Below are 26,979 nucleotides of genomic sequence, written 5' to 3' on the forward strand. Positions count from 1 at the left end.
CATGAAGTTCGACACCCCCGCCGGCCAGAACCCGATCGATCAATTGAAGGTCATCGGCAAGCCGCACGACCGTATCGACGGCAAGTTCAAGACCACCGGCACCGCGCCTTATGCCTATGAACGGCACGATGTCGTCGCCAACCAGGCGTACGGCTATATCGTCGGCTCGGCGATCGCCAAGGGCCGGATCAACGCCATCGATCTCGCCGAAGCCAAGGCGGCGCCAGGCGTCATCGCCATCGTCACGGCGGAGAATGCCGGCAAGCTCGCCAAGGGCAATTTCAACACCGCCAAATTGCTCGGCGGGCCGGAGATCGAGCATTATCACCAGGCGGTCGCCCTGGTCGTCGCCGAGACGTTCGAACAGGCCCGCGCCGCCGCGCAACTGGTACGGGTCGATTATGCGCGCGCCAAGGGCAAGTTCGATCTCGCCGCCGCCAAGGATGGCGCCACCAAGCCCGCCGCTGGGGGCTTCGGCGGTGAAGCGGATTCGAGCTATGGCGATTTCGCCGGCGGCTATGCCGCCGCGCCGATCAAGCTCGACGCGACCTACACGACGCCGGATCACAGCCATGCGATGATGGAGCCGCACGCCTCGATCGCCTCGTGGAGCGGCGACAAACTGACCTTGTGGACGTCGAACCAGATGATCGCGTGGAGCAAGGGCGACGTCGCCAAGACGCTCGGCCTGAAGCCCGAGCAGGTCCGGCTCGATTCGCCCTATGTCGGGGGCGGGTTCGGCGGCAAATTGTTCGTGCGCTCGGATGCGATCCTCGCGGCACTGGGCGCCAAGGCGGCAGGCCGCCCGGTCAAGGTCGCGCTGCAGCGCCCGCTGATGATCAACAACACCACGCACCGTCCGGCGACGATCCAGCGCATCCGCATCGGCACCGACAAGAAGGGCAAGATCACCGCGATCGGGCATCAGAGCTGGTCGGGCGATCTGCCCGGCGGCGGGCTGGAAACCGCGGCGGCGCAGACCAAGATCTTCTATGCCGGCGCGCACCGCATGACCCAGCAGCGGCTCGCCGTGCTCGATCTGCCCGAGGGCAATGCGATGCGTGCGCCGGGCGAGGCGCCCGGCCTGATGGCGCTGGAAATCGCCATGGACGAGATGGCCGAGAAGCTTGGGCTCGATCCGGTCGAATTCCGCGTGATCAACGATACGCAGGTCGATCCCGAAAAGCCGCAGCGCAAATTCTCGCAACGCCAGCTGATCGAGTGCCTGCGCATGGGCGCAGACAAGTTCGGCTGGGACAAGCGCGTCGCCAAGCCGGCGTCCGTGCGCGATGGTGCCTGGCTGATCGGCACCGGCGTGGCGGCGGGCTATCGCGGCAACATCCTGACCAAGTCGGCCGCGCGCGTGCGGCTCGATGCCAAGGGCGTGGTCACGGTCGAAACCGACATGACCGATATCGGCACCGGCAGCTACACTATCATTGCGCAGACCGCAGCCGAGATGATGGGCATCGAGCTCGACCGGGTGAAGGTGACGCTCGGCGATTCGGATATGCCGGCAGCGGCTGGCTCGGGTGGGCAATGGGGCGCCAACAACGCCACCTCCGGCGTCTATGCCGCTTGCGTGAAATTGCGTGAAGCGGTGGCGCAGAAGCTCGGTTTCAATTCTGCCGACGTCACCTTTGCCGACGGCAGGGTGCAGTCGGGCAATCGCAGCGCCAAATTGGGCGACGCGGCCAAGGACGGCGAGCTCGTCGCCGAGGATGCGATCGAATATGGCGATCTCGACAAGAAGTATCAGCAAGCGACCTTCGCCGCGCACTTCGTCGAGGTCGGCGTCAACGCTTATACCGGCGAGACGCGCATCCGCCGCATGCTCGCGGTGTGCGCGGCGGGGCGGATCCTCAATCCCAAATCGGCGCGCAGCCAGGTGATCGGCGCGATGACGATGGGCGCGGGCGCGGCGCTGATGGAGGAGTTGGCGGTCGACAAGCGCTTCGGCTTCTTCGTCAATCACGATCTGGCGAGCTACGAAGTGCCGGTCCATGCCGATATCCCGCACCAGGAGGTGATCTTCCTCGACGAGGTCGATCCGATCTCCTCGCCGATGAAGGCCAAGGGCGTGGGCGAGCTCGGCCTGTGCGGCGTCGGCGCGGCGATCGCCAATGCGATCTACAATGCGACGGGGGTGCGCGTGCGCGATTATCCGATCACGCTCGACAAGCATCTCGACAAGCTGCCCGAGATGGCCTGACCGCTCATAGCATGCGTCACCCCGGGCTCGACCCGGGGCCCAGCTTCTTCTTCATCGCCGCAGAAGCTGGGCCCCGGCTCAAGGCCGGGGTGACGGTATCTCATGGGCTAGCCCTTGGCCCGCTGCCCAGCTATTCCCCGCGCCAAGAGGAGAAGCCGGTGGAAATCGTCGCAGTCGATATCGGGGGCACGCACGCGCGCTTCGCCATCGCCGAAGTGGAGGCCGGCCGCGTCGTCTCGCTTGGCGAGGCGGTTACGCTGAAAACCGCCGAATATGCCAGCGTGCAATCCGCTTGGCAGGCGTTCGGCGCACAGGCCGGTCGCGCGCTGCCGCGGGGCGCGGCGATCGCGGTCGCCTCGCCCGTTGGCGGCGAGGTGATCAAGCTGACCAACAATCCCTGGATCATCCGCCCGGCGATGATCCCCAGCCGGCTCGAGGTCGACAAGTTCAGCCTGATCAACGATTTCGGCGCGGTCGGCCATGCCGTGGCGCAGGCCCCGGCGAGCGATTTCCTGCATCTCGCCGGCCCGGACGTGCCGTTCAAGGACCGCGGCGTGATCACCGTCTGTGGCCCAGGCACGGGTCTCGGTGTGGCGCAGGTCTTGTGCACCGATCACGGCTATCATGTGCTGCCGACCGAAGGCGGGCACATGGATTTCGCGCCGCTCGATCGTCTGGAGGACGCGATTGTCCAGCATCTCCGCCCGATCTACCGCCGCGTCTCGGCCGAACGCATCGTTTCCGGCCCCGGCATCGTCGGCATTTACGAAACACTGGCGTCGATCGGTGGCCAGGCCGTGCCGCGGCTCGACGACAAGGCGATTTGGACGATGGCGCTGGCCGGCACCGACAGTCTGGCGCTCGATGCGCTGGATCGCTTCTGCCAGGCGCTCGGCGCGGTGGCGGGCGATCTCGCGCTGGCGCATGGCGCGATGGGCGTGGTGATCGCCGGCGGGCTGGGCCTCCGGCTCAAGGATCATTTCCTCAGCAGCGGCTTTGCCGAGCGCTTTGCCGCCAAGGGCCGCTTCGAGGCGATGATGGCGTCGATCCCGGTCAAGCTGATCGTCCATCCGCAACCGGGGCTGTACGGCGCCGCCGCCGCTTTCGCGCAAGAGCATGCGCGCTAAGGCGAGCTCCACTCGCAGTCACGCTTCCCCGGCGGAGGCCGGGGCCCAGTCGCCACGGCGGAGGTAGGTTAGCGCAGCGCCCGCCAACTTCTGTTTCGCAACTGGACCCCGGCCCCCGCCGGGAAAGCGCGAAAAAAGCGCTGTCCTACAAGAAACCAAATAGGTTATCTCTCCGCGACTCGCCGCATTCGTACGGCGTGCGGAAGGGAAGCATCATGACCATCCTCGACAACATCATTGGCCCGATCGCCACCCTGATCGACAAGATCATCCCCGATCCCAAGGCGCGCGACGCGGCCAAGCTGGAATTGCTGCGCTTGCAGGGCAGCCAGGAACTCGACCAGCTCAAGGCACAGATGTCGGCGATCGTCGCAGCAGCGCAGTCCGCCGATACCTGGACCAGCCGCGCCCGGCCGAGCTTTCTCTATGTGATGTATGCGCTGCTGCTATGGTCGATCCCGATGGGCCTGATCGCCGCCGTCCGCCCAGCCATGGCGCGCGACATTGCCGCCGGCATGAACGCCTATCTCGCCGGCATCCCCGAACCGCTCTACGCGCTCTTCGGCACGGGGTATCTTGGCTATACCGTCGCGCGCAGTTGGGGGAAGGCCAAGGGCGTCGAGAAGTGATTTAGGCCTAACCTTAGCCTAACCTTCCGCCCCGCGGACCCCGCTGCCGGCAACCGCGTGAGAAAATGTTGCTCGAAAGCCGCTGGGCCGGCAGGCGATTGCGCCACCGCCCGGTCGCTCCCATATCTCGCCGATGAGCGAAAAACTGACGTGGCACGGCACGACCATTCTTTCCGTGCGCCGCAATGGACGCGTCGTCGTCGCCGGCGACGGCCAGGTGACGCAGGGCCAGACCGTGATGAAGCCCAACGCCAAGAAGGTCCGCCGCCTCGGCGACGGATCGGTCATTGCGGGATTTGCCGGCGCGACGGCGGATGCCTTCACCCTGTTCGAACGCTTAGAGCGCAAGCTGGAACAGCATCACGGCCAGCTGCTCCGCGCCGCGGTCGAGCTGGCCAAGGATTGGCGGACCGACAAATATCTCCGCAACCTGGAAGCGATGATGATCGTCGCCGACAAGGATGTGACGCTGATCCTGACCGGCAATGGCGATGTACTCGAGCCCGAGGCAGGCGTCGCGGCGATCGGCTCGGGCGGCAATTACGCCCTCGCTGCGGCCCGCGCCTTGGTCGATTACGAGCAGGATGCCGAGACGATCTGTCGCAAGGCCATGGCGATCGCCGCCGAGGTCTGCGTCTACACCAACGACCGGCTGACCGTGGAGAGCTTGGAAGCTTCTGCCTGACCGTCACCCCTGCGAAGGCAGGGGCCCATGTCTGTCGGTAGCGGCGCGACCTCCCCAAACAGTGATAGGCCCCTGCCTTCGCAGGGGTGACGAAAGAGAAACATGAACGACGCCCTCACCCCCAAAGCCATTGTCGCCGCCCTCGACGAACATATCATCGGCCAGACCGACGCCAAGAAAGCCGTCGCCGTCGCGATGCGCAACCGCTGGCGCCGCCAGCGGCTCGGCGCCGATCTGCGCGACGAGGTCAGCCCCAAGAACATCCTGATGATCGGGCCCACTGGCTGCGGCAAGACCGAGATCAGCCGGCGCCTGGCCAAGCTCGCCGATGCGCCGTTCATCAAGGTCGAGGCGACCAAGTTCACCGAGGTCGGCTATGTCGGCCGCGACGTCGAGCAGATCGCCCGCGACCTGGTCGAGGAAGCCGTGCGGCTGGAGAAGGAGCGCCGCCGCGTCGCGGTCAAGGACAAGGCCGAGGATGCGGCAATGATCCGCCTGCTCGATGCGCTGACCGGCAAGGGCGCCAGCGAAGCCACGCGCGAAGCGTTCCGCCAGCGCATGCGCGACGGGCATCTCAACGACACCGAGATCGAGATCGAAATGGAGGCCCCGCCCGCCATGCCGTTCGAGATCCCCGGCGGCGCGCCGCAGATGATCAACCTGTCCGAGATGATGGGCAAGGCGTTCGGCGGGCCGCAGCTCAAGCGCCGCAAGCTCACCGTCCCCGCCGCGTGGGAGAAATTGGTCGAGGAGGAAGCCGATAAGCGGCTCGACCAGGAAGAGGTCAGCCGTGCCGCTTTGGCCGATGCCGAAGCCAACGGCATCGTGTTCCTCGACGAGATCGACAAGATCGCCGTATCCGGCCAGCATGGCGGTTCGGTCAGTCGTGAAGGCGTGCAGCGCGATCTGCTGCCGCTGATCGAGGGCACGACCGTCGCGACCAAATACGGGCCGATGAAGACCGACCATATCCTGTTCATCGCCAGCGGCGCATTCCACGTCGCCAAGCCCAGCGATCTGCTGCCCGAACTGCAGGGGCGCCTGCCGATCCGCGTCGAGCTCAAGGCGCTGACCGAGGCCGATTTCGTCGCCATCCTCAGCGACACCAAGGCCAGCCTGTTGCAGCAATATACCGCGTTGATCGGCACCGAAGGCGTCACGGTGACCTTCACCGAGGACGGCATTGCGGCGGTGGCCAAGATCGCCGCCGACGTGAATGGCGAGATCGAGAATATCGGCGCGCGCCGGCTGCAGACGGTGATGGAGAAACTGCTCGAGGAAGTCAGCTTCAACGCCGAGGATCGCGGTGGCGAGACCGTGACGGTCGACGCCGCTTATGTCGAGACGCAGCTGGCGAGCATCGCGCGGAATACGGATCTGAGCCGCTTCGTGCTGTAACCCGCCCCCTCGTCACCCCGGCTCGAGGCCGGGGTGGCGGGTTAGGGCGTACGCGCCAGACGCGTAACATGCCCCATCTTGCGCCCGGGGCGGATATCCTTGCCGTACAGGTGCAGATGCGCGCCCGCCTCGGCCAGGATCTCCGCCCAGCGCTCGGCATCCTCGCCGATCAGATTGTCCATCGCCACGCCGGGCGCGGTCAGCGCGGTATCCCCGAGCGGCAAGCCGCAGATCGCGCGGATATGATTCTCGAATTGCGAGGTCACCGCGCCCTCGATCGTCCAATGCCCGGAATTGTGCACGCGCGGCGCCATTTCGTTGAACACCGGCCCGTCGGCGCCGACGAAGAACTCGCACGCCAGCACGCCGACATAATCGAGCGCCTCGGCGATGCGCACCGCCAGCGCGGTCGCTTCCTCGGCCTGCGCCAGCACCGCGGCCGGTGCGGGGAGGGTGGAGCTACGCAGGATCGCTGCCTCGTGCACGTTGTGCGGCACCGGGTAACGGGCCAATTCCCCGTCCGCGCGGCGCGCGATCAGCACGGAAAATTCATGCTCGAAGGTGATGAACGCTTCGAGCACGGCCGGCCCGCCGATCGCCTCCCAGGCGGCATCTGCGTCCGCTGGCGTTGCGATCACCATCTGCCCCTTGCCATCATAGCCGAACCGCGCGGTCTTGAGCACCGCCGGCGTACCGGTATGCGCGAGGCCCGCCTCGAGCTCCTCGCGACTGTTCACCGCCGCCCAGCGCGCCGGGCGCCCGCCCAGCCCCTCGACAAACTGTTTCTCGGCCACCCGCTCCTGCGACACGCGCAATGCCTTGGGGCCCGGATAGACCGGCACATGGCTCGCCAGCCATTCGACCGGCACGACATCGATATTCTCGAACTCGTACGTCACCACGTCGCACGCCGCCGCGAAATCCTTGAGCACGATGCGGTTGTGATAATCCGCGCGGGTCAGGCTCGAGGCGGTCTGCGCCGCGACGCTCTGCCGGTCAGGCGCCAGCACATGCGTGCGATAGCCGAGCTCCGCCGCCGCGCTGGCCAGCATGCGCCCGAGCTGGCCGCCGCCAAGGATACCGATCGTCGAACCCGGTGGCAGCGTCTTCATGCCGGATCGTTCGCCACGCTGTCGGTCTGCGCCTGGCGCCACGCCTTGAGCCGTTCGGCCAGGATGGCGTCCGATGTCGCCAAAATCGCCGCCGCGAGCAGCCCGGCATTCTTGGCTCCAGCCGGGCCAATCGCCAGCGTGCCGACCGGGATGCCACCCGGCATCTGCACGATCGACAGCAAGCTATCCATGCCCTTCAGCGCCTTGCTTTCCACCGGCACGCCAAGTACCGGCAGATGCGTCATCGACGCCGCCATGCCGGGCAGATGCGCTGCGCCACCAGCGCCGGCGATGATCACCTTGAGGCCGCGCACACCCGCCTGCTCGGCATAATCGTACAGCCGATGCGGCGTGCGATGCGCCGAGACGACGCGCGTTTCGTAGGGCACCGAGAGCGCATCGAGCGCCTCGGCGGCATGCCGCATCGTCTCCCAATCGGAAGTGCTGCCCATGATGATGCCGACAAGGGGGTGCGTCATGCGTGGGGGTTAGCGGGGCAGGGGGGCGAGGGCAACGGCGATGTCGTGCTTTCGCAAGGCGCGCGCCCTGACCGTCACCCCGGAACAAGTTCGGGGTGACGGTAGCTTGCGAGGGCTACCGCTCGCTCAAATAATACCGATCCGTCGCGTTCAGCTCCGCATCCAGCTCGTACACGATCGGCTGCCCGGTCGGGATCTCCAGCGAGGTGATCTCGTCATCCGGAATGCCCGACAGATGCTTGACCAAAGCGCGCAGCGAATTGCCATGCGCCGAGATCAGCACGCGCTGCCCGTCCTTCAGCGCCGGTGCGATGCGGCCCTCCCAATAGGGCAGGACGCGCGCGATTGTGTCCTTCAGGCTTTCGGTTTCGGGAATGGCGATGCCGGCATAGCGGCGGTCCTGCGATAGGTCGTATTGGCTGCCGGCTTCCAGCGGCGGGGGCGGGATGTCGAAGCTGCGGCGCCAGATATGCACCTGCGCATCGCCATGCTTGGCTGCGGTCTCGGCCTTGTTGAGCCCGGTCAGTCCGCCATAATGCCGTTCGTTGAGCCGCCAGTCCTTCTCGACCGGCAGCCACAACCGCCCCATTTCCTCGAGTGCCAGGTTCAGCGTCTTGATCGCGCGGCTCTGCAGGCTGGTGAAGGTCTGGTCGAAATCCAGGCCCTTTGCCGCCATCAGCCGCCCGGCGGCGCGCGCTTCCTCGATGCCCTTGTCGGTCACATCGACGTCCCACCAGCCTGTGAAGCGGTTTTCGAGGTTCCAGCTGGACTGGCCGTGGCGGATCAGGACTAAGGTGGGCATATTTTCTTCCTTCGTCATCCCAGCGCAGGCTGGGATCTCGTGCCGCGGGGGCACGCTTCGTTACCGCGAGACCCCAGCTTTCGCTGGGGTGACGGATTAGATTTCATCGATCACGTCGGCGAGCACTTCCAAGCAGCTATGCGCAAGCTGCTTGCTCCGCTCCGGCGACCAGCCGAATTCGGCATCCGCGTTCAGGTCATGATCCTTGAACGGCATCTCCAGCGTGAAGGCCGGCGCGCCGAAGCGATTGGCGACCTGGTTGGTCGACATGGTGAGATTGGCCTTGCCCGGCGCCGATTTGCCATAACCCTGCGCGGTTTGGAAATCGCGCGTATGCGCTTCCAGCCGACGGCCGTAATCGTAGAATTTCGCGCCGAGCTCATCCGTCCAGGTGGGAATGCCTTCGAAACCGGCGAAGAAATTGGCTGGGATCGCCTCGTCACCGTGAACGTCCATGGCGAACGCCACGCCGGTCGCATCCATCGCATCACGCACGCACAGCACTTCGGGGCTGCGCGCTGCGGTCGGTTCATGCCACTCGCGGTTGAGGTTCACGCCGGCGGCATTGGTGCGCAGATGCCCTCGGCGCGTGCCGTCGGGGTTCATGTTGGGCACGACATGGAACGTCGCCTTGGCCAGCAGCGCCTGGGTGATCGGATCGGCCGCGTCGGTCAGCCGCTCCAGCGCGCCTTCCATCCACCATTCGGCCATCGATTCGCCGGGATGCTGGCGGGCATAGAGCCAGACCGGCTTGGGGCCGCTGCCGATGGTCAGGCAATCGATCGCCTGCCCGTCGAGCGACACGCCAAGTTCACGATGCGCCACGCCGGGCAACGCTGCCGTGCGTGCCACCAGCGCCTCGTGCTGCTCCATCGTATATGGCGCGAAATACGCGAACCAGACGAGCTCGTCGGAGCCCGTCCAATCCCATTCGAGCACGCCGTCGGCATAGCGCGTGGCCGTCTGGCGCCACGCCATCCGGTCGGTCGAGGCGCGCGTGCTGTAGCCGGGCCAGCCCTGCGGATAGGCCGATTCGCCCGCATTTAGGATGCGGAAGGTCAGCTTGCGACCGGCCGCGCCGGCGACGCGGAAATAGAACCACTGGTAGAAGTCCGATTCCCGGTCGCGGCGGATATTGAGGTCGACCACGTCGCCGTTGACGGAAACGAGGTCGATATTGCCGCTGTCGAAGGCGGCGTTGACGGTGATGCTCATCTCACCGTGATAGAACGGCCCGATTCTCCCGGAAACCCCTGGAACAGCGCACGGGCCAATTTACCCGCCGCGACGTTTGCCTGCGCTTCCGGCGCGGTCACTGGTGCGTCGGTCTGCGCGCGGCCTTCCCAGATCACCGTACCGTCGGTGCGGCGGCGGATCTGCACGGCGAGTTCGGAGGCAACCGCTTCGCGCGCCTTGGCCTTGCCGATCGGGAACGAGATGCCGCCGCCCAGGCCGACGCCACCACCACCGCCGCGCCGTCCACCGCCGCCGGTGAACCCACCACCGCCAAGACCGATCGATACCGGCGAGCGGCGCGGCTCGATCTCGCGCGCCGTCCGCGCAAAGCTGACGACGGCGAGATACTGCGCCGGGCCGGCCGCCGGCGCGGTATAGCCGGATGCCAGCAACTGCTCACGCACCACATCGGCATAGGTCTGGAATTCCAGGCTGGGGCCGGCGCCGCCGGGCAGGGGCTCGACCGTCACCGAACCGCGCTCGAGCGGTGCGCCGAGATGGAAACGCGTCACATCGACGGGACCGCTGGCCGTCGTCGTGGTACAACCGGCCAACGTCGCTGCCGCCAAAGCCAAACCTAGTGTCGCAATTTTCATCGTCTTAAAGCTCCGGCAGGCAATCATGTTGCTGTGATGTAAACGCTCGATCCCGCGCGACGATCCGTGGGGCACGCGGGTTGACTTGATGTCGCCCCGACTATAGGCGCACACGTCATTTCCGAACACCAGAATCAAGAAGCGATTTCAGATCATGAAGATTCGTAACAGCCTGAAGTCCCTCAAGGACCGCCATCGCGACAACCGCGTGATCCGTCGTCGCGGCCGCACGTACGTGATCAACAAGACCAACCGTCGCTTCAAGGCACGCCAGGGCTGATCTTGCCCCGGCCGTTGGCCGTCGTCTTCGACGTCGGTAACGTCCTGTATGCGTGGAACCCCAGGGTTCTGTACGAGCGCCTGATCGATGATCGGGCGCTCGATGCATTCCTGCGCGATGTGACCACGCTGGAGTGGCATTTCCAGCATGATGCCGGCCGCCCGTTCGCCGAAACCTCGGCCGAGCTGGCCGCAGAATATCCCCAGCATGCCGATCTGATCGCGCGCTGGGGATCGCATTTCGGCGACAGTATTACGGGCATGATGCCGGGCATGCGCGATCTCGTGGCCGATCTCGATGCGGCGGGCGTGCCGCTCTATGCGATCACCAATTTCTCCGGCGAGTTCTGGCAGCCGTTTCGCGCCCGCGAGGCGGACGTGTTCGATCGCTTCCGCGACATCGTGGTATCGGGCAATGAAAAGCTGACCAAGCCGGACGCAGCGATCTATCGCCTAGCGCTGGAGCGATTCGGGCTGGCGGCGGAGCAGGCAGTGTTTGTCGACGATCGACTCGATAACGTCGACGGTGCGAAGGCCGTCGGCATGCACGCGCTGCTCTTCACCGATGCCGATACGCTGCGCCGCGATCTGGCCGATCTGGGCATTCTTGCCTGAACCGGCCGATTTGTGTACAACGCGTACACAATCTGGAGTCGGCCGATGAAGATGTCCGTCCGCGAAGCCCGCGCCAATTTCGCCCACGTGCTCGACGCGGCGGAGCGCGGCGAACAGGTTTCGATCACGCGCAACGGCAAGACGATCGCCGAGCTTGGGCCACCGCCGAAGAAGATCGGGTTCGATTGGGAACGCGCGGCGCTTGTCCGAACGGAACTTGGTCTGGATAGCTTCGAGAGTGGACCGGACGAGGAGACTCCGTTCACCGGGCCCGAATGGACACGTGAAGTCTGGGGCGAATATCTCGACAATCTCGACAAAAAATTCGCCGACGGGTGAGGCTGCTGCTCGATACGCATTTCGTGCAGCGGCTCGTCGCCGAGCCGAACAAGATAACGCGGCAGGAACACATGTTGATGTCGCGCAACGACCTTGTCGTCTCGTCGGTTTCGATCTGGGAATTTCGCATTAAGTGGGACAAGCACGGTGCCAATTCCCAGCGCCGCGACCTGCTAGATCCCGCCACGGCGATGCGATTCATCACGCAAAATGAGGTGGAACTCGCTCCACTGACCGGTACGGATTGCTCGGCCGTTCTCGCTGTGCCGATCGAGCATCACGATCCGTTCGACATCATGTTGCTGGTGCACGCGCAATGTCTCGACGCCAGGCTGCTGACCCGGGACTCCGTACTGCTCGATCACTCGCTGGCGATCTCCGCTTAAGAGTCGCGGCCCTTCAGTTCGTCGCCGATGATGCGCACGACGTGCAGCACATTGGTCGATCCCGGCGTGCGGAACGGCACGCCGGCCATCAGGATCACCACGTCGCCGGGGCCCGCAAGATTGTGCCGCAGCACCATGCGCTTCGATTTGGCGACCATATCCTCGAACGATTCGACATCGCGCGTGTGCACCGCATGCGTGCCCCAGAGCAGCCCCAGCCGCCGCGCCGTCTCCAGCTTCGGAGTCAGCACCATCAGCGGCACGCCCGGCCGTTCGCGCGCCACGCGCCGCGCGGTCGAGCCCGATGTCGTGAAGCACACGATCGCCTTCGCCCCCACCGTCGCTGCGATATTCTTCGCTGCTTCGGCCAGCGCATCGGCGGTGGTCGGATCGGCTCGCGTGATGGTGAAGTGCACACGGTCGCCATGCGTCGGATCGCTTTCCACCGACTTGCCGATCGAATTCATCATCGCCACCGATTCGATCGGCCAAGCGCCCGCCGCGCTTTCCGCCGACAGCATGATGGCATCCGCGCCGTCATAGATGGCCGTGGCCACGTCGGACACTTCGGCGCGGGTGGGCGAAGGGGAAACGATCATCGATTCGAGCATCTGCGTCGCCACCACCACCGGGCGGCCGAGCCGGCGCGACACTTCGACGATGCGCTTCTGCAGCGGCGGCACCGTCTCGGGCGGCAATTCGACGCCGAGATCGCCACGCGCCACCATCACGCCGTCACAGTGCTCGATAATCTCTTCCAGCCGCTCGATCGCCGACGGCTTCTCGATCTTGGCGAGCAACGCCGCCTTGCCGCGGATCAGCGTGCGCGCTTCGGCGAGATCTTCCGGCCGCTGCACGAAGCTGAGTGCGATCCAGTCGACCCCCTGATCGACCGCAAAGGCGAGGTCGCTGCGATCCTTCGGCGTCAGCGCGGCCATCGGGATCACTACGTCGGGCACGTTCAGCCCCTTATTGTTGGACAGCGGCCCGCCGACTTCCACCCGGGTCACGATCCGGTCGGCGTCATGGTCGGTCACGCGCAGCACGAGCTTGCCGTCGTCGAGCAGCAACCGCGCATTGGGCTCGATCGCGGCGAAGATTTCCTTGTGCGGCAGTTCCACCCGCGTCGCGTCGCCCGGCGTCTCGTCGCGATCCAGCGTGAACATGCTGCCGGTCACCAGCTCGACCTTGCCGCCGGCGAACTTGCCGACGCGCAGCTTGGGCCCCTGCAGATCGGCCAGGATCGTCGTCGGCCGGCCATAGACCTTTTCGAGGCTGCGGATCGCCTGGATCACCGCGACCTTCGATTCCTGGTCGCCATGGCTCATGTTGACGCGGAAGGCATCGGCGCCGGCTTCGAACAGGCGGCCGATCATTTCGGGGGTGCTACTTGCCGGTCCCAATGTCGCGAGGATGCGCACTTTGCGCGAACGCGGGCTGATTGCCTTGGTCATGAACTGGTCCTCGCCTTGCCGCGCCGGCTCTAAAGCCTATCTCGGCGCGATCAACCTCGGAGACGCAAAAATGGTCACGCTCGACACGATCGACGATAAGGTCGCCGCTGCGGCGTTCCGCCGGCTCGTCCTGCACCTGCGGCACCGCGACGATGCCGAGAATATCGATCTGATGGGGCTGGCCGGCTTCTGCCGCAACTGCCTGTCGGAATGGACGCAGGAAGCCGAACCGTCGCTGAGCAAGGACGAGGCGCGCGAGGTGATTTACGGCATGCCCTATGCGCAGTGGAAGGCCGAGCACCAGGCCGAAGCGACGCCCGAGCAGCTCGCGCGGATGGCTGAGAGCATGAAGAAAAACCCGGCGTAACTTCCTCCTTCGTTCCCCGGCGGAGGCCGGGGCCCAGTCGCGAAGGTCGATGTAACGGCGCGCACCGCTCGATCACTTCTGCTCCACGACTGGGCCCCGGCCTTCGCCGGGGAAGCGCCCGCCGGTGAAGGTGCCCTTGACCCACTTCCCCGCCCGCGCGACACCCGTCGCCAACAGGGGAGCAATCACATGAAATTCGCCATACTCGCGGCGCTCGCGCTGCTTCCGACCACGGCCGCCAGCGCTCAAAGCGCGCCAGCAACCACCGGCGCCAAACCTATCGTCACCTATATCCACGCTGGCACGCTGCTCGATCGCCCGGGTGAAAAACCCCGCGGCAACAGCACGATCATCGTCCGCGACGGCAAGGTCGCGGAAATCCGCGACGGCTTCGCGCCCCCCGAGGCTGGCGCCGCGCTGGTCGATCTGTCGCGCAAATTCGTCCTGCCCGGGCTGATCGACGCGCATGTCCATCTGTGGGGCATCGGTGGCGATCCGCTGCGTGCGCGGCTCGATGCGCTCAATCGCGATCGCTTCGACGACATGATGACTGCGGTGGTCAATGCGCGCACCACGCTCGATGCCGGCTTCACGTCGGTGCGCGATCTCGGCGGCGATCCACGCGGCATCCGCAGCTTGCGCGACGCGATCGACGCCGGCGACGTCGAAGGCCCGACGATCACCAATGCCGGCGAGATGGTATCGGTCACTGGCGGGCATGGCGATGGTGGCAATGGGCTGGCGGAAACCTTTGCCGATGCGGTCCACAAGACCGAGATCAACCTGTGCGACGGTCCGGACGATTGCCGCCGCGCGGTCCGCGCGCAGATCGCGTTGGGCGCGAAAGTGATCAAGTTTGCCGCCACGGGCGGGGTGCTTTCCAACGTCGCCGGCGGGCTGGGCCGCGCCATGACGCCAGAGGAGATGAAGGCGATCATCGATACCGCGCACGCCATGGGCCGCAAGGTCGCCGCGCACAGCCATGCCGCCGAGGGCAGCAAGGCGGCGCTGATCGCGGGGGTCGATTCGATCGATCACGGCACGTTCCTCGATGACGAAGCGATCGCTTTGTTCAAGCGGACCGGCGCCTATCTCGTCATGACCGAGATGGCACCGGTCGCCGCCCTGGCCCAGGCGCGCAGTGGCGCGCTGCCGCCCGCGACGATTCCGAAGGCCGAAGCGGCCGCCGCGGCGATGCTGGCCAGCCACAAAAAGGCCATTGCCGCCGGGGTCAAGATCGCCTTCGGCACCGATACCGGCGTGTCGAAACACGGCGACAATGCGCAGGAATTCGCGCTGATGGTGGCCGCGGGCATGACCCCGATGCAGGCGATCCGCGCCGCCACCGTGGGCAGCGCCGATCTGCTCGGCCGCACCGATGTCGGCACGCTCGGGATCGGCAAAACGGCCGACATCATCGCCGTGGCACGCTCGCCGCTCGATGATGTCCGCGCGCTCGAGCAGGTCGATTTCGTCATGCACCGCGGTGTCGTCGCCGTGTCGAAGTGACGGTTGAGCGCAGGCCCCGAACCGCCTAGAGGCTCTGCCCAACCAAATTCGGAGACCATGATGAGTGACGTTATCGGTGCGGAGCAGCTGCGCCTTCTGATCGAGCGGATCGAGCGCCTGGAAGAAGAGAAGAAGGGCATCGCCGACGACATCAAGGACGTCTATGCCGAATCGAAATCGAACGGCTACGATACCAAGACGATGCGTGCGATCGTGCGCCTGCGCCGCATGGAAAAGCACCACCGCGACGAGGCCGAGGCCTTGTTGGAAACCTACAAGGCAGCGCTCGGGCTCGCCTGAACGTGCAGAAATAGATAGAGACGGACGATGGCAGGCCATTCAAAATTCAAAAACATCATGCACCGCAAGGGTGCGCAGGATAAGAAGCGTTCGTCGCTCTTTTCCAAGCTCAGCCGCGAAATCACCGTCGCGGCGAAGATGGGCCTGCCCGATCCGGACATGAACCCGCGGCTGCGCATGGCGGTCAACGCGGCCAAGGCGGCGTCGCTGCCCAAGGACAATATCCAGCGCTCGATCGACAAGGCGAGCCGCGGCGATGCCGAGACCTATGAGGAAATCCGCTACGAAGGCTTCGGCCCCGGCGGCGTGTCGCTGATCATCGAGGCGCTGACCGACAATCGCAACCGCACCGCCACCAACGTGCGCACCGCGGTGGCCAAGAATGGCGGTAATCTCGGCGCCGGCGGTTCGGTCAGCCATGCCTTCGATCGCCTCGGGCTGATCAACTATCCGGTCGGTGCGGGCGATGCCGACGCGGTGTTCGAAGCGGCGCTCGAGGCGGGCGCGGACGATGTGACGTCGAGCGAGGACGGCCATGAGATCTGGACGTCGAACGAATCGCTGCACGAAGTGGTCAAGGCGCTGACCCCGGTGCTCGGCGAGCCGGACGGTGCGAAGCTCGCCTGGCGCCCGCAGATCATGGTCGACGTCGCCGAAGGCGATGCCGCGACCCTGTTCAAGCTGCTCGATACGCTCGACGATGACGACGACGTGCAGACCGTGTGGGGCAATTACGAAATCTCCGACGAAGTGATGGAGAAATTGGGTTGATCCCTAACTCCTCCCCGGAACGGGGAGGGGGACCGCTCGGCTTCTTCAGCCGAGTGGTGGAGGGGGACCTCCCCAAGCGGAACGTTGCCGGCCCACCCCCTCCGTCAGCCCTGCGGGCTGCCACCTCCCCGTACCGGGGGGGAATCAGGTTATGATCATCCTCGGTCTCGATCCCGGTCTCGGCACCACCGGCTGGGGCCTGATCCGCGCCGACGGCAACCGCTTGTCGCACCTCGCTAACGGCAAATTGAAGACCGACACCACTGCGCCGCTTGCCCGCCGCCTGTCGCATCTCGACACGATGATCGCCGCCTTGATGGCCGATCACGCGCCCGATGGCGCCGCGGTCGAGGAAGTGTTCGTCAACACCAACCCGCAATCCACGCTGAAGCTCGCCCACGCCCGCGGCGTTGCTTTGTGCGCCATCGCTCGCCACGGCGTCGAGCCCGGTGAATATGCCGCGCGGCTGGTCAAGAAGGCGGTGGTCGGCACCGGCGCGGCGGAAAAGGCGCAGGTCCATGCGATGGTCGCGCGGCTGCTGCCCGGCGTGAAGATCGACGGCGCCGATGCGGCGGACGCGCTGGCAGTGGCGATCTGCCACGCGCATCACATGGCCAGCGCCCGGCGCCTCCCCTGATTTCGCTTTCCTACAGGCACATGTTCCTGATAGGTTCCGGGTTGTGAGTCTATTCCCTTTACCCCGCGGCAATTGCCGCCAGTTCGGTCCCGCCAGTGACGCGTTTTGGCCTAACCTTAGCCTAACCTTCCGATGATCGCGCATCTCAAGGGTATCCTCAGCGCGACCGATATCGACCATGCGGTGATCGATGTCGGCGGGGTCGGTTATCTCGTCGGCGCCTCGTCGCGCACTCTGTCGGCGATCGGCCCGGTCGGCGAAGCGTGCATGCTGCACACCGAGATGCTGGTGGCGGAAGATTTCATCCGCCTGGTCGGCTTCGCCAGCGCCGCCGAGCGCGACTGGTTCCGCCTGCTCACCGGCGTTCAGGGCGTCGGCGCGCGCGTCGCGCTCGCCATCCTCTCCGCGCTCGAACCCGCCGATCTCAGTCGCGCGATCGCCGCGCAGGACAAGGCCATGGTCGCGCGCGCCAACGGCGTCGGCCCCAAGCTCGCCGAACGCATCGTGCGCGAGCTGAAGGACAAGATCGGCGGCGTCTCGATCGGCACCCCCGGCTTGCCCGCACCGAGTGGCGCCGGCGCCGACGCAGTGTCGGCGATGCTCAACCTCGGCTTTCGGCCCGCCGAAGCCAATGCAGCAGTGGCAGCGGCCGAAGAAGAGCTGGGCAGCGGCGCGACGCTCGACGCACTGGTGCGGCTGGCGCTGCGCAAGGCCGCCAAGTGACCCGGGCGTTGGCCTTAGAACACTCAAAGGATATAGTTGGGCCATGACACAGCTTTCGATCTCCATGCCGCCGGCCTTGCAGACTTGGGTCGATGCGCGTTTGTCAGAAGGCAGCTATGCCGACGCCGCGGATTATCTGCGCGATCTGGTGCGCCGTGATCAGGCGGATGCGGCGGGCGATCGGCAATGGCTCAAGGCGATGATCGATGAGGGGTTCGCCTCGGGGGCGATCGATCGCGACCCCCGGGATGTAATCGATGAGCTCCTCGATGAGGACCCCGACCTCCGTGCCTAGCGCGCGCGTCGCTACGGCGGCGCTGAGCGATCTGCGGGACATCCCGATTTACAGCAAAGCGGCCTTCGGTGCGGCGACGGCGCGCGCGTATTTGCTGGGGTTGCGCGAAGCGTTCGACGTCATCGCCGAGCAGCCGTTGATCGGTATTGCCGAACGTGATTTGGGCGATGGCGTGCGCAGCTATGCATACCGATCGCACCGCATTTACTACCACCTCGATCAAGCTGGCATTTTGGTAGTTCGAATTTTGCATCACGCCAGAGACGTACCGCGTGCCATGAGTGCTCATCGTGACTGACACTGACCGCCTCCTCACTCCCGCGCGCACGCCCGACGATGTCGATGCGGCGCTGCGCCCCAAGAGCCTCGACGATTTCGTCGGGCAAAAGGCGGCGCGGGAAAATCTGCGCGTGTTTATCGCCGCCGCCAAGGCGCGCGGCGATGCGCTGGATCATGTGCTGTTCTTCGGGCCCCCCGGCCTCGGCAAGACCACGCTGGCGCAGATCGTGGCGCGCGAAATGGGCGTCGGCTTCCGCGCCACCTCCGGCCCGGTGATCGCCAAATCGGGCGATCTGGCGGCGTTGCTGACCAATCTCGAGGATGGCGACGTGCTGTTCATCGATGAGATCCACCGCCTCGCACCCGCCGTGGAAGAAGTACTGTATCCGGCGATGGAGGATCGCGCGCTCGATCTGATGATCGGGGAGGGGCCCTCGGCGCGCTCGGTGCGGATCGATCTGCCGCGCTTCACCTTGGTCGGCGCCACCACGCGGCAAGGCCTGCTGACCACGCCGCTGCGGGATCGTTTCGGCATCCCGGTGCGGCTGCATTTCTACACCGTCGACGAACTGGTCCGCGTGGTTACCCGCGCCGCCGGCCTGCTCGGCCTCGGCATTACGCCTGACGGCGCACAAGAGATCGCCCGCCGCGCGCGCGGCACGCCACGCATCGCCGGGCGCTTGCTGCGCCGCGTGCGCGATTTCGCGCATGCCGCGGGGCATGACCTGGTCGACGCTAAGGCAGCGGACATCGCGCTCAACCGGCTCGAAGTCGATTCGCTCGGCCTCGACGCGATGGACCGGCGCTATCTGATGATGATCGCCGATATCTATCGCGGCGGCCCGGTCGGGGTAGAAACACTAGCGGCGGGCCTCAGCGAACCGCGCGACACGGTCGAAGAAGTGATCGAACCCTATCTGATCCAGCTCGGCCTGATCGCCCGGACGGCACGCGGGCGCTGCCTCAATGCGCAGGGCTGGAAGCATCTCGGGCTCAATCCGCCGGCGGGCAGCCAGGAGGGCTTGTTCGATGGTTAGGAGAAGAACCCGCTTTGGGACGGAACAGAATTGCTTCTGGGGCTATGTAATAGCTCCCCGTCCGCCAATCTGTTAGCCCTCATCGATGCCCTCCGCCGTCGCCTCCGCTCGTGAAATCCTGGTTCGACTGCACGACGTGATGGCGTCGCGCACGCCGGCCCAGTCCAAGCTTAATGCCGTGGTCGGGATCGTCGGCGAAGCGATGTCGAGCGAGGTCTGCTCGATCTATCTGCTGCGCGATGGCGTGCTCGAACTGTACGCCACGCGCGGCTTGGCCGAGGAGGCGGTGCACGTCACCACCTTGGCGCTGGGGGAAGGGCTGGTCGGGACGATCGCCGAACAAGGTGAAACGCTCAATCTCGACGAAGCCGCCAGCCATCCTGACTTCGCCTATCGCCCGGAAACCGGGGAAGAGAAGTTCCACAGCTTTGCCGGCGTACCGATCATTCGCCGCGAGCGGTCGGTCGGCGTGCTGTGCGTGCAGCATGCCGATCCGCACAAATATGACGATGTCGAGATCGAGGCGCTGCAGACCGTGGCGATGGTGTTGAGCGAGCTGATCGCCAATGCCGATCTGGTCGATACCAGCGCGGCGGCCAATCTGCGTCCGCAATCCACCGCGACGATGCGCATTCCCGGTCTCAAGCTCGTCGAGGGCATGGCCAGCGGCTATGCCGTCTATCACCAGCCGCGCGTGACGATCGAGCATACCGTGGCCGACGATACCGAGGCCGAGCGCCAGCGCGTCTATGCCGCGTTCGCCAAGATGCGCGAGCAGATCGAGCGCTTCGCATCCCAAGCCGAATTCGGCGCCGGTGGCGAGCATGACGAGGTGCTCGAGACCTACAAGATGTTCGCCTATGACGAGGGCTGGGCGCGGCGCATCAATGAGGCGATCGATTCCGGGCTGACCGCGGAAGCGGCGATCGAGCGCGTCCAGCAACGCACCCGCGCCCGCATGCGCCAGATCGACGATCCGCTGCTGGCGGATCGGATGCACGATCTCGAGGATCTGTCGAACCGCCTGCTGCGCATCGTTTCGGGCCAGATGGGCACCGCCGCGCAAGGTGGGCTGCGGCAGGACACGATCTTGATCGCGCGCAACCTCGGGCCGGCCGAACTGCTCGAATATGATCGCCGCCGCCTGAAGGGCGTGGTGCTCGAGGAAGGCTCGCTTACCGCGCACGTTACGATCGTCGCGCGTGCGATGGGCGTGCCGGTATTGGGGCGCGTCAAGGGCGTGCGTCGCGCCGTCGCCGAAGGCGATCTGCTGCTGCTCGACGTGACCGCCGGCAATCTGCTGGCGCGGCCGGCGGCGGGTATGGAAGAAGCGTTCGAGGCCAAGCTCGATCTGCGCCAGAAGCGCCGCGCGGTATTCGCCGCGCTCAAGGGCGAACTGCCGATCACCTTGGACGGCCACCGCGTCACGGTGATGGTCAATGCCGGCCTGCGCGATGATGTCGCCGCGCTCGACGTCACCGGGGCGGACGGCATCGGCCTGTTCCGCACCGAATTCCAGTTCCTCGTCTCCGCGACTTTACCAGCCAAGGCGCAGCAGCAGCGGCTGTACAAGGAAGTGCTGGATGCCGCTGGCGATCGCCCGGTAATCTTCCGCACGGTCGATATCGGCGGCGACAAGGCCTTGCCCTATCTCAACCGTGACGACGAAGAGGAAGAAAATCCCGCCATGGGTTGGCGCGCGCTCAGGCTCGCGCTCGATCGCGGCGGGCTGATGAAGGTGCAGGCGCGCGCCTTGCTCGAGGCGGCGGCCGGGCGCTCGCTCAACGTGATGTTCCCGATGGTCTCCGAACCGTGGGAGTTTGACGAGGCGCAGGCCTTGTTCGAGTCGCAGCGCGATTGGATGCGCGCGCGCGGCAAGAGATTGCCCAACGAAATCCGCTATGGCGCGATGCTCGAAGTGCCAGCCCTGGCCGAGATGCTCGACGTGTTGTTGCCGCGGCTCGATTTCCTGTCGATCGGCACGAACGATCTGACGCAATTCCTGTTCGCCGCCGATCGCGCCAATCCCAAGCTCGCCGAGCGTTATGATTGGCTGAGCCCGGCGATCTTGCGCTTCCTCGCGCGGGTCGAGGCGCCGGTGCGCGTGGCCGGCAAGCCGCTCGCCGTGTGCGGCGAAATGGGCGGGCGGCCGCTGGAGGCGATGGCGCTGATCGGGCTCGGGATCGAGCGCTTGTCGATCACCCCGGCGGCGGTCGGCCCGATCAAGGCGATGGTGCGCTCGCTCGATCGCGCCGCGCTGATGAGCTATATGGCGGGTCTGCTCAAGGATCCTCCGCGCGACATGCGCGCGGCGCTGACCGGCTGGGCGGCAGACAATGGCGTCGAACTGGCCTGATCGCGTGATGCGCCGCTCAGTCGGGGCGTTGACAGCACGGTCCCCCTTTGAGACACGAGCGGCCAAGAGACGCAGGACCAATAACGGGTCGTACCCTTCCTGCCGGAGAGCTTCATGACCGATCCCGTCCCGGCCGACGACGCCACGCTGTTTCCCAAATCGGTGGGGGAGCGGCTGCGCGAGGCGCGCGAGGCGCAAGGCGTGTCGCTGGCCGAGATCGCCGCGCGGACCCGCGTGCCGCTGCGCCAGCTGGAAGCGATCGAAGCGGACAATTATTCCGGCCTGCCCTCGGTCACCTATGCGGTCGGCTTTGCCAAGGCCTATGCCCGTGCGGTGGGCGCGGACGAAGTGGCAATCGCGCGCGACGTGCGCGCCGCCAGCGATCAGACGGTGCAGCGCACCAATTACGAGGCCTATGAGATCGACGATCCCAAGCGCACGCCGAGCGGCGGCGTGCTGGTCGGCAGCCTGATCGTCGTCGCATTGCTGCTGGTCGCGGTCGCATTGTGGTACGGCACCAGCTTGTTCCGCGGCGATGACGGCACGGCGGCGGCGGTCACCGCAAACGAGATCGCGCCGCAGGCCCCGGTCGAGCAGACGATCGTGCCTGCGCCGACCACCGGCCAGGTCGTGCTGACCGCGACCGACGAAGTGTGGATGCGGGTCTATGACGCGGCCGGCAAGACGCTGTTCCAAAACACGCTGAAGCCGGGCGAACGCTATGAAGTGCCGAGCGACGCCAATGGCCCGATGATCAATGTTGGCCGTCCCGACAAGTTGCAGGTGACGCTCAACGGTTCCGCCGTGCCGGCGCTGGGCGACGGCCGCCTGGCGATCAATGATGTCGGCGTCAGTGCGGCTGCGCTGACCGGCCGCAGCAGTGGTACGGCGCCCGCTCCGGCGCCGACCGCGCCCGCCGCAGGTTCGCCCGGTACGCGCTCGGGCGAGGGTGTGCCGCCGGCGTTCCGCGCTCCGGCCGCCCGGCCCCAAAGCGAGCGTCGTACGGCACAGCGCCAGAACACGCCCGACGCGTCCGCGGCCGTCACGCCGCCGCCCGGCGTCAGCGCGCCTGCACCCGCGCCGACGTCGGCGCCGACGCCTTAAGGCTGGCGACAGGATGGCCATGTCACTTAGAGTATCGTTCATTTGCACCGGGGGGCGTCATGCGTAAATTTCTGACGATCGCGACGTTGTTGCTCGGCACTGCGGGCCTGGCTGGTCCGTTGGCGGCGCAATCCGGCGTCGAGGTGCGTGTCGATCGACTCGAGGGGCAGATGCGCGCGGTGCAGCGCAAGGTGTTTCCCAGCGCCGGCGGCAAACTGGTCCAGCCCGAAATCACCGGCACCGATGCGGTCAGCGATATCGGCAGCCCCTCCGACAGCGCGGTGACCGATCTGACCGCGCGCGTCGATGCGCTCGAATCGCAGCTTCGCACGATCACCGGCCAGGTCGAGCAGAACCAGTTCAAGCTGCGTCAGGTGGAAGAGGGGTTCGCCGCTTATAAACGCAGCACCGATGCCCGGCTCAAGGCGCTGGAGGACACGACCGCTTCGACCGGCCCGCGTCCGCCCATCGCCAGCGACGATGCGGACGAGCCGGCGCCGATCGCCCGGCCGACGCCGCGCCCCGCGACGACGCGGCCGGGCTCCGGCGGCGCCACCCCGCCGGTGGTCGCCACCGGCCGCGATCCGGCACGGGCGCAGCGCGTCGCCGCGATCGAGAAGCCGTCGACCGACGATGCCGGCGAGGACACGTACAATTACGGCTACCGACTGTGGGAGGCGAAATTGTATCCCGAGGCGGAGACGCAGTTCAAGGCGCTGGTCAAGACCTATCCCCAGCATCGCCGCGTTAGTCGCGCACAGAACATGCTCGGCCGGTCCTTGCTTGACGAGGGCAAGCCCAACCTGGCGGTGCTCGCTTTCTACGACAATTACCGCGCCAACCCGAAGGGCGACCGCGCGCATGAAAGCCTCTATTATCTGGCGCAGGCCCTGACCGTGCTGAAGAAGCCGTCGAGCGAGATCTGCAAAGTCTATGACGAGCTAACCGACGTCTATCCGGACAAATTGTCCGAACCGATGAAGGCCGGCGTCGCCAAGGGGCGGACGGCGCAGAAATGCACCAAGTGACGCCGCACGTTGCGGCCTGAGGCCAGCGGGTGCGGATGCCGGACGATGCCGCCCAGCGGTTTCGCCGCGATTGGGCGACGGCGCTCGGGCGTGAGGTTGCCGCGGGTGAGGTGATTGCGATCGCCGTTTCGGGCGGGCCGGACAGCATGGCCTTGCTGGCGCTGGCGGCAAGCGCCTGGCCGGGGCAGGTGATTGCCGCGACGGTGGATCACGGATTGCGCGCGGAGGCGGCGGACGAGGCGGCAATGGTCGCGGGGTATTGCGCGACATTAGACCAAAATTCTTCCCTCCCGACCACCCCGGCGAAGGCCGGGGCCCAGTCGGGAGACGATGGTAACGACGCGCAGCACTCGCCAACGGCAACTTTTCCGACTGGACCCCGGCTTTCGCCGGGGTGGGGCTCTGTGGGTGGGAAGGACCTGGAAGCCATCCCCCACACCACGCTAACCCCCGCCACCCGGCTCGCCACCACCAACCTCCAAGCCACCGCGCGCACCGCGCGCTACGCCCTATTGACCGAATGGGCGGCCGCCCAAGGCGCCACGATCCTCGCCACCGCGCATCACGCCGATGATCAGGCGGAAACCTTCCTAATGCGCGCCGCACGCGGCTCGGGTCTCGCGGGCCTTGCCGGCATCCGACCGTGCCGTCCGCTTAGCGACACGCTTACCCTGCTCCGCCCGTTGCTCGCTTGGCGCGGGGCAGAGTTGCGCGCACTTGCCGAAGCGGCGGCGCTTCCCTTCGTCGACGATCCCAGCAACACCAGCGAACGCTACGACCGCACCCGCTTCCGCGCCTTGCTCAACGACACGCCATTGCTCAATGCCGCCCAGCTCGCCCGGGCCGCCGGTTATCTCGCGGACGCGGACGCCGATCTGCGCGCGCTCGAAGCCTGGCTGCTCGATACGCGGCTCCAGCCTGCCGAGCCGGGTAATATGGCGATCGACGTCACTGGCCTGCCGCGCGAAGTGCGCCGCCGGCTCGCCCGTGCGGCAATCGGGCGCGTCCGCCTGACCCAAAATATTAATGCGCCCTTTTGGAGCGACGCCGCCAATGTCGAGGCGTTGCTTGATGCATTGGACGCCGGCAGTGGAGCCACCCAGGCCGGCGTGATGGCCTCGGCCAAAGACAAAATCTGGCATTTTCGCGCCGCGCCGCCGCGCCGGACGGGCTAGCGGGCGCAATCTCGATTCTGTTCCATTGCCATTAACCCGCACGTGCCTATCTTGTTGGGGACGAAAGGTACGTGAAACCTCATGAACGATAACGACAAGCCGCAGCCCGGTCCGGACGGGAACGCTCCCAATCCGTGGATGAAAAGCCTGCTGATCTGGGTCGGCATCTTGCTGGCGCTGGCGATGTTCGTCGCGATGTTCGATTCGCCCGGCCGCCAGGCCAGCGGCACGGCGATCGCCTACTCGTCCTTCCTCGACAAGGTCGAGGAAGGCACGGTGCGCGAAGTGAACGTGTCGGGTGACGTCATTTCCGGCGTGATGACCGACGACAATCGCTTCAAGACCTATGCGATTGCCGATCCGCAGCTGATCGATCGCCTGCGCGCGAAGAACGTGATCATCACCGCCAAGCCCGAAGAGGGCCCGGCGATCTGGCAGGTAATTATCGTCCAGTCGCTGCCGTTCCTACTTTTCCTTGGCATCGCCTTCTTCGTGCTGCGCCAGATGCAGAAGAATTCCGGTTCCGGCGCAATGGGCTTCGGCAAGAGCCGCGCAAAGATGCTGACGCAAAAGGAAGGTCGCGTAACCTTCCAGGACGTCGCCGGCATCGATGAGGCGCGCGAGGAGCTGGAGGAGATCGTCGAGTTCCTCAAGGACCCGACCAAATTTGCGCGCTTAGGCGGCAAGATCCCTAAGGGCGCGCTGCTGGTGGGCTCGCCAGGCACCGGCAAGACGCTGCTCGCCCGCGCCATCGCGGGTGAGGCGGGCGTGCCGTTCTTCACCATCTCCGGCTCGGACTTTGTCGAAATGTTCGTCGGCGTCGGCGCGAGCCGCGTGCGCGACATGTTCGAACAAGCCAAGAAGTCGGCGCCGTGCATCGTGTTCATCGACGAAATCGACGCGGTCGGCCGCCATCGCGGTGCGGGCCTCGGCAACGGCAATGACGAGCGCGAACAGACGCTCAACCAGTTGCTGGTCGAGATGGATGGCTTTGAAGCGAACGAAGGCATCATCATCATTGCCGCGACTAACCGTCCTGATGTGCTCGATCCGGCTTTGTTGCGTCCGGGTCGCTTCGATCGCCAGGTGGTCGTGCCGCGGCCGGATATCGAGGGCCGTATCAAGATCCTCGAGGTGCATATGAAGAAGGTGCCATTGGCGCCGGACGTCGACGGCCGCGTCATCGCGCGCGGCACGCCGGGTTTCTCGGGTGCCGATCTCGCCAACCTCGTCAACGAGGCGGCGTTGCTCGCTGCGCGCAAGGGCAAGCGTCTCGTCGCGATGAGCGAATTCGAGGAGGCCAAGGACAAGGTCATGATGGGCGCCGAGCGGCGTTCCATGGTGATGACCGACGACGAGAAGCGCATGACCGCCTATCACGAGGCCGGCCATGCGATCGTCTCGGTGCACGAGGCGGCGTCGGATCCGATCCATAAGGCGACGATCATCCCGCGCGGTCGTGCGCTGGGCATGGTCATGCGGCTGCCGGAGCGGGATTCGTATAGCTATCATCGCGACAAGATGTATGCCAACCTCGCCGTGTCGATGGGCGGCCGCGTCGCCGAGGAAGTGATATTCGGCTATGACAAGGTGTCGTCCGGCGCCTCGTCGGACATCCAATATGCCACCAATCTGGCGCGCGACATGGTCACGCGTTGGGGCATGTCGGATGTGGTCGGGCCGCTCGAATATGGCGAGCCGGAGGGCGAGAGCTTCCTCGGTTACTCGTCAGGTCGTCCGGCACGCATGTCGAACCAGACCGCCGAGTTGATCGACGGCGAGATCAAGCGCATCGTCGAGGGCGGGCTCAATCGCGCCAAGGAGTTGCTCAACAAGCATCTCGATCAGCTGCATCTGCTGGCCGAAGCATTGCTCGAATATGAGACGCTGTCGGGTGACGAGATCAAGGCGCTGATCGCCGGCGAGCCGCTCGACCGCGACAGCGGACCGAAGGCGCCGATCGTGTCGGCCGGCGGTACCTCGATTCCCAAGACGCGGCGGCCCAAGGGTCCGTTTGGCACACCAAGCCCGCTCGGCGCCTGATCCGCT

General features: G+C 65.9%; 29 protein-coding genes. 23 read left to right on the forward strand and 6 right to left on the reverse strand.

Annotated elements, in window-relative coordinates; all coding sequences use genetic code 11:
• The first annotated feature begins 1 nt into the window (after position 1).
• The 5 genes from paoC (at position 2) to hslU (ending at position 6,051) form a co-directional block, all read left to right on the forward strand.
• Positions 2-2,212, forward strand: coding sequence for an aldehyde oxidoreductase molybdenum-binding subunit PaoC (gene paoC / locus U1739_RS09750; protein WP_332707256.1), 2,211 nt, complete (start codon positions 2-4; stop codon positions 2,210-2,212).
• A gap of 158 nt (positions 2,213-2,370) precedes the next feature.
• A complete protein-coding gene (gene glk / locus U1739_RS09755; protein ID WP_332707259.1) occupies positions 2,371-3,339 on the forward strand; it encodes a glucokinase in 969 nt (322 codons plus the stop codon).
• Between the two features lie 215 nt (positions 3,340-3,554).
• Positions 3,555-3,968, forward strand: coding sequence for a holin family protein (locus tag U1739_RS09760; RefSeq protein ID WP_332707262.1), 414 nt, complete (start codon positions 3,555-3,557; stop codon positions 3,966-3,968).
• A gap of 133 nt (positions 3,969-4,101) precedes the next feature.
• Entirely contained in the window at positions 4,102-4,653 is a 552-nt protein-coding gene (gene hslV, locus U1739_RS09765) for an ATP-dependent protease subunit HslV (protein ID WP_332707265.1), read from the forward strand.
• A 102-nt stretch (positions 4,654-4,755) separates the two neighbouring features.
• Complete coding sequence (gene hslU, locus U1739_RS09770) at positions 4,756-6,051, forward strand: ATP-dependent protease ATPase subunit HslU (protein WP_332707269.1); 1,296 nt, start codon at positions 4,756-4,758, stop codon at positions 6,049-6,051.
• 41 nt (positions 6,052-6,092) lie between these two features.
• Here hslU and U1739_RS09775 read toward each other — a convergent pair whose 3' ends face one another.
• The 5 genes from U1739_RS09775 to U1739_RS09795 all read right to left on the reverse strand — a co-directional run bounded on the left by U1739_RS09775 (position 6,093) and on the right by U1739_RS09795 (position 10,276).
• Positions 6,093-7,163 (reverse strand): 5-(carboxyamino)imidazole ribonucleotide synthase, encoded by a 1,071-nt coding sequence (locus U1739_RS09775; protein WP_332707272.1) that lies wholly within the window; start codon positions 7,161-7,163, stop codon positions 6,093-6,095.
• Complete coding sequence (gene purE, locus U1739_RS09780) at positions 7,160-7,642, reverse strand: 5-(carboxyamino)imidazole ribonucleotide mutase (RefSeq protein ID WP_332707275.1); 483 nt, start codon at positions 7,640-7,642, stop codon at positions 7,160-7,162. The genes U1739_RS09775 and purE overlap by 4 nt, the downstream gene beginning before the upstream one ends.
• 115 nt (positions 7,643-7,757) lie before the next feature.
• Positions 7,758-8,444: a 2,3-diphosphoglycerate-dependent phosphoglycerate mutase gene (gpmA, locus tag U1739_RS09785; protein WP_332707278.1), complete on the reverse strand. Its 687-nt coding sequence runs from the start codon at positions 8,442-8,444 to the stop codon at positions 7,758-7,760.
• A gap of 96 nt (positions 8,445-8,540) precedes the next feature.
• A complete protein-coding gene (locus U1739_RS09790) occupies positions 8,541-9,659 on the reverse strand; it encodes a M14 family metallopeptidase (RefSeq protein WP_332707281.1) in 1,119 nt (372 codons plus the stop codon).
• Positions 9,656-10,276 (reverse strand): DUF4136 domain-containing protein, encoded by a 621-nt coding sequence (locus U1739_RS09795; protein ID WP_332707284.1) that lies wholly within the window; start codon positions 10,274-10,276, stop codon positions 9,656-9,658. Before U1739_RS09795 ends, U1739_RS09790 begins: the two co-directional genes overlap by 4 nt.
• Positions 10,277-10,430: 154 nt before the next feature.
• Between U1739_RS09795 and ykgO the strand changes: the two genes are divergently transcribed.
• From ykgO to U1739_RS09815, 4 genes are read left to right on the forward strand one after another with little or no spacing between them, the layout of a single operon-like run.
• Complete coding sequence (ykgO, locus tag U1739_RS09800) at positions 10,431-10,556, forward strand: type B 50S ribosomal protein L36 (protein ID WP_003046794.1); 126 nt, start codon at positions 10,431-10,433, stop codon at positions 10,554-10,556.
• A gap of 2 nt (positions 10,557-10,558) precedes the next feature.
• The gene (locus tag U1739_RS09805; protein ID WP_332707287.1) at positions 10,559-11,170 is read left to right on the forward strand and encodes an HAD family hydrolase; all 612 of its coding nucleotides are present in this window, start codon (positions 10,559-10,561) and stop codon (positions 11,168-11,170) included.
• 45 nt (positions 11,171-11,215) lie between these two features.
• Positions 11,216-11,509: a type II toxin-antitoxin system Phd/YefM family antitoxin gene (locus U1739_RS09810; RefSeq protein WP_332707290.1), complete on the forward strand. Its 294-nt coding sequence runs from the start codon at positions 11,216-11,218 to the stop codon at positions 11,507-11,509.
• Positions 11,506-11,895, forward strand: a complete 390-nt coding sequence (locus U1739_RS09815; protein ID WP_332707293.1) for a type II toxin-antitoxin system VapC family toxin — start codon at positions 11,506-11,508, stop codon at positions 11,893-11,895. The genes U1739_RS09810 and U1739_RS09815 overlap by 4 nt, the downstream gene beginning before the upstream one ends.
• Here U1739_RS09815 and pyk read toward each other — a convergent pair.
• The gene (gene pyk / locus U1739_RS09820) at positions 11,892-13,349 is read right to left on the reverse strand and encodes a pyruvate kinase (RefSeq protein ID WP_332707296.1); all 1,458 of its coding nucleotides are present in this window, start codon (positions 13,347-13,349) and stop codon (positions 11,892-11,894) included. The two genes, U1739_RS09815 and pyk, sit on opposite strands and share 4 nt — an antisense overlap.
• Before the next feature lie 70 nt (positions 13,350-13,419).
• Here pyk and U1739_RS09825 point away from each other — a divergent pair, with 70 nt between their 5' ends.
• The 14 genes from U1739_RS09825 (at position 13,420) to ftsH (ending at position 26,973) form a co-directional block, all read left to right on the forward strand.
• Positions 13,420-13,716, forward strand: a complete 297-nt coding sequence (locus U1739_RS09825; RefSeq protein WP_332707956.1) for a DUF1244 domain-containing protein — start codon at positions 13,420-13,422, stop codon at positions 13,714-13,716.
• Between the two features lie 189 nt (positions 13,717-13,905).
• The gene (locus tag U1739_RS09830; RefSeq protein WP_332707299.1) at positions 13,906-15,225 is read left to right on the forward strand and encodes a metal-dependent hydrolase family protein; all 1,320 of its coding nucleotides are present in this window, start codon (positions 13,906-13,908) and stop codon (positions 15,223-15,225) included.
• 60 nt (positions 15,226-15,285) lie between these two features.
• On the forward strand, positions 15,286-15,525 hold the full coding sequence (locus tag U1739_RS09835; protein ID WP_260597666.1) for a DUF2312 domain-containing protein: 240 nt from the start codon (positions 15,286-15,288) through the stop codon (positions 15,523-15,525).
• A 27-nt stretch (positions 15,526-15,552) separates the two neighbouring features.
• On the forward strand, positions 15,553-16,296 hold the full coding sequence (locus U1739_RS09840) for a YebC/PmpR family DNA-binding transcriptional regulator (protein ID WP_332707302.1): 744 nt from the start codon (positions 15,553-15,555) through the stop codon (positions 16,294-16,296).
• 151 nt (positions 16,297-16,447) lie between these two features.
• The gene (ruvC, locus tag U1739_RS09845) at positions 16,448-16,933 is read left to right on the forward strand and encodes a crossover junction endodeoxyribonuclease RuvC (protein ID WP_332707305.1); all 486 of its coding nucleotides are present in this window, start codon (positions 16,448-16,450) and stop codon (positions 16,931-16,933) included.
• 132 nt (positions 16,934-17,065) lie between these two features.
• The gene (gene ruvA, locus U1739_RS09850; RefSeq protein WP_332707308.1) at positions 17,066-17,656 is read left to right on the forward strand and encodes a Holliday junction branch migration protein RuvA; all 591 of its coding nucleotides are present in this window, start codon (positions 17,066-17,068) and stop codon (positions 17,654-17,656) included.
• Between the two features lie 43 nt (positions 17,657-17,699).
• Positions 17,700-17,951, forward strand: a complete 252-nt coding sequence (locus U1739_RS09855; RefSeq protein ID WP_332707311.1) for a ribbon-helix-helix domain-containing protein — start codon at positions 17,700-17,702, stop codon at positions 17,949-17,951.
• Positions 17,926-18,249, forward strand: a complete 324-nt coding sequence (locus tag U1739_RS09860) for a type II toxin-antitoxin system RelE/ParE family toxin (RefSeq protein ID WP_332707313.1) — start codon at positions 17,926-17,928, stop codon at positions 18,247-18,249. Before U1739_RS09855 ends, U1739_RS09860 begins: the two co-directional genes overlap by 26 nt.
• Positions 18,242-19,267 (forward strand): Holliday junction branch migration DNA helicase RuvB, encoded by a 1,026-nt coding sequence (ruvB, locus tag U1739_RS09865; protein ID WP_332707316.1) that lies wholly within the window; start codon positions 18,242-18,244, stop codon positions 19,265-19,267. The genes U1739_RS09860 and ruvB overlap by 8 nt, the downstream gene beginning before the upstream one ends.
• Positions 19,268-19,352: 85 nt before the next feature.
• Positions 19,353-21,623: a phosphoenolpyruvate--protein phosphotransferase gene (gene ptsP / locus U1739_RS09870; protein WP_332707319.1), complete on the forward strand. Its 2,271-nt coding sequence runs from the start codon at positions 19,353-19,355 to the stop codon at positions 21,621-21,623.
• Positions 21,624-21,737: 114 nt separating this feature from the next.
• A complete protein-coding gene (locus U1739_RS09875; protein ID WP_332707322.1) occupies positions 21,738-22,727 on the forward strand; it encodes a helix-turn-helix domain-containing protein in 990 nt (329 codons plus the stop codon).
• A 59-nt stretch (positions 22,728-22,786) separates the two neighbouring features.
• Entirely contained in the window at positions 22,787-23,755 is a 969-nt protein-coding gene (locus U1739_RS09880) for a tetratricopeptide repeat protein (RefSeq protein ID WP_332707325.1), read from the forward strand.
• A gap of 35 nt (positions 23,756-23,790) precedes the next feature.
• The gene (tilS, locus tag U1739_RS09885; protein WP_332707328.1) at positions 23,791-24,930 is read left to right on the forward strand and encodes a tRNA lysidine(34) synthetase TilS; all 1,140 of its coding nucleotides are present in this window, start codon (positions 23,791-23,793) and stop codon (positions 24,928-24,930) included.
• A gap of 81 nt (positions 24,931-25,011) precedes the next feature.
• Complete coding sequence (gene ftsH, locus U1739_RS09890) at positions 25,012-26,973, forward strand: ATP-dependent zinc metalloprotease FtsH (RefSeq protein WP_332707331.1); 1,962 nt, start codon at positions 25,012-25,014, stop codon at positions 26,971-26,973.
• Positions 26,974-26,979 lie beyond the last annotated feature (6 nt).

This window comes from Parasphingomonas puruogangriensis, from assembly GCF_036663635.1.
In the GTDB taxonomy this organism is placed as follows: Bacteria; Pseudomonadota; Alphaproteobacteria; order Sphingomonadales; family Sphingomonadaceae; genus Sphingomonas.